Source organism: Rhodococcus sp. (in: high G+C Gram-positive bacteria), from assembly GCF_049286785.1.
In the GTDB taxonomy this organism is placed as follows: domain Bacteria; phylum Actinomycetota; class Actinomycetes; order Mycobacteriales; family Mycobacteriaceae; genus Rhodococcus_F.
In genome coordinates this window covers 1-2,303 of record NZ_JBAQEO010000376.1, presented here as the reverse complement: position 1 = coordinate 2,303, position 2,303 = coordinate 1, and the positions used below count along the sequence as shown (strand labels likewise).

Below are 2,303 nucleotides of genomic sequence, written 5' to 3'. Positions count from 1 at the left end.
TTTCCACGATCGGCATGGCCCTGCAGAATCCGTTGCAGGTGCTCGGTGTCGAGAAACTCACGCTCGGTGTGTTGACCGGCACCCTCGACAAGAAGATCACGACGTCCATCGCCGAATGGGTGCGATCCGTATTTCTGGACGATGGGTCACTCCCCCACGGCATCATGTACCGCTCGAAGTGGGGAGCCGACTGGGAAACCTGGGCGTTCTGGCTCCGCCGGGTGGACGATGACCTCCCCCCTTCCAGCGAGCCGTTCACGCTCCTCCAAGAGGAGTCGATCGGCAAACACACGAAGACCCTGGTCGACGCCGCGACACTCCGCAACATGCGGATTTACTGACAGTTTCGCTTGGCCGTCACGAGCGGGTCCGCGCCGGAACGCCAACTCAGCCAGCTTCCCGAAGACGCCGTGGGCTCGGCGCCCATTTCGTCTTAGCTTAGTGTTGCTAATGATCGATATCGTACCACATAGCGTTTCAGTACTGAAACAGTACTTCGTGACGATACGATGGGTGAATGAGAGGACGGACACAATGAGTCAGGCTATTGACCTGCAAAAACTGGTCGGAGTTCTAGATTCGCGCATCAGGGCAGAGGAGATGTCGTGGCGGTCGGCGGCGAGTCAGATCGGGGCCAGTCCAGCCCTTCTGTCTCGACTTCGAAACGGCCATCAGCCCGATTTGCAGTCCTATGCAAAGATCGTCCGGTGGCTGAACATGTCGGCAGACGACTTCCTCGCCGAGCCGGCGCGTTCGGTGCGCGAGGGCGATGAACAGCGCGAACTCGGGTCGGAAGTCAGTGCACTTCTCCGGGCGCGTGCGGATCTGACCGAACAAGACAAGAAGCACTTGGAGGACATCTTCCGAGTGACATTGGCGCACGTACGTGCGGGCAAAGCCGAGTCGTGAGCGGCGAATGGCAACAACGAAAAAGGCGCTTCGGCAGCTCGCGGACGAGGTCCGAGCCGAACTTGGAATAGGCCAGCATGAGCCGTTCGACCCGCATATCTGGGCGCAGGAGTACGGGGTACCGTTCGTTTCCCTGAACGACGTACCGATGCCGGATGAAGCGAGGCGCCGGTTCACTGTCGACGCCCCCGAGCTGTGGTCAGCTGCACTTGTTCAGGACGGATCAGGGCACGTCGTGATCTATAACCCCGCGCACACCCCGGCCCGAATCCGCTCCAACCTCGCACACGAGGTCGCTCACTTCGTCGCCGAACACACCATCTCTGCGGCATGGGTCGACCAGAGCAAGTGCGCCGGCACCAGCAAGGAGCAAGAGGACGAGGCCGGCGAACTCTCCGGAGCGCTCCTCATTCCCGCCGACCAAGCCCGGCTCAATGCCATGCGGGTGTCAGTGCGGCTGCAGTAGCGGCCCAGTACGGAGTCAGCATCGAGATGGCGCAGTGGCGAATGCGCATCTCCGGAGGCGCAAAGATTGCGTCGAGAAGCCGTGCGCGGAGGGGGCGGGCGAGCTGACATGACATACGGGTGGGGTCTTATCGATGAACCCGCTTCTTACTCCCGGCGCACCCAGACCCTCTCAGTACACCGGTTCTGGCATCGATTGCCGAATCGAAGTCCGCCGCAGAGCGGCGTTCTGCGGTCACCAGTGTCCGTTTTGGCCATCGTCATACCGGCACACCCGAGAACGGCGCTCCACGGCGAATCCACTGCCATAACTCTCTTTCTGCCCGTCCTGGATAGAGTCCTGCATGTTGATCCGGGATGGGTTGCTTATGCCGGACTATCGTCTCCTGGTGGCCGAAATGATGATTGGGTATGCCCGCTGTAGCACCCGAGGGCAGGATCTGCGAGCGCAGCGCTCAGCGCTCAAACGCCTCGGCGTCGAACCTGAGCGGATCTACACCGACAAGGGATTCACCGGACGCAACCGTGACCGGCCCGGCTTACGTGAAGCCTTGGCCGCGTGCCGGCCCGGCGACACGCTCGTCGTCGTCAAGCTCGACCGGCTCGGCCGGTCCGCCGTGGACCTGCGGGCGATCGCCGACGAGCTCGAGTCGAAAGGAACGCGCCTGAGCATCGGCGGATCCATCCACGATCCCAGCGACGCAACCGGAAAGCTGTTCTTCGGAATGCTGTCGTTGATGGCCGAGTTCGAGTCGGACTTGATCCGTGCCCGCACCCGGGAGGGTATGGCGGAAGCGAAGAAGGAGGATGTCCCGAGTTCCGTGGAACTTCGGTGGCGGCCCGATGAGCATCAGGCTGCGTTCACCTGATCATTGTGTACCACAGGTCCGACAGGTTTGGCCGTCTCGCCCTCGAGCGCGGCGCGGAGT

At 61.9% G+C, this 2,303-nt stretch carries 2 protein-coding genes and 2 pseudogenes; all 4 read left to right on the top strand.

The window, feature by feature from the left end; genetic code table 11:
• Nucleotides 1–341: pseudogene (locus WAW17_RS14040) on the top strand (RES domain-containing protein); the annotation flags it as partial.
• Between the two features lie 109 nt (nucleotides 342–450).
• Entirely contained in the window at nucleotides 451–909 is a 459-nt protein-coding gene (locus tag WAW17_RS14035; RefSeq protein WP_422333567.1) for a transcriptional regulator, read from the top strand.
• A gap of 7 nt (nucleotides 910–916) precedes the next feature.
• Complete coding sequence (locus WAW17_RS14030) at nucleotides 917–1,375, top strand: ImmA/IrrE family metallo-endopeptidase (RefSeq protein ID WP_422333566.1); 459 nt, start codon at nucleotides 917–919, stop codon at nucleotides 1,373–1,375.
• Between the two features lie 397 nt (nucleotides 1,376–1,772).
• A pseudogene (locus tag WAW17_RS14025) lies at nucleotides 1,773–2,174 on the top strand (recombinase family protein); the annotation flags it as partial.
• Nucleotides 2,175–2,303: the final 129 nt, after the last annotated feature.

Bases quoted from the DNA above. Each gene is read 5' to 3' on its own strand.
- WAW17_RS14035 (WP_422333567.1), top strand. From the start codon at position 451: ATGATCGATATCGTACCACATAGCGTTTCAGTACTGAAACAGTACTTC.
- WAW17_RS14030 (WP_422333566.1), top strand. From the start codon at position 917: ATGGCAACAACGAAAAAGGCGCTTCGGCAGCTCGCGGACGAGGTCCGA.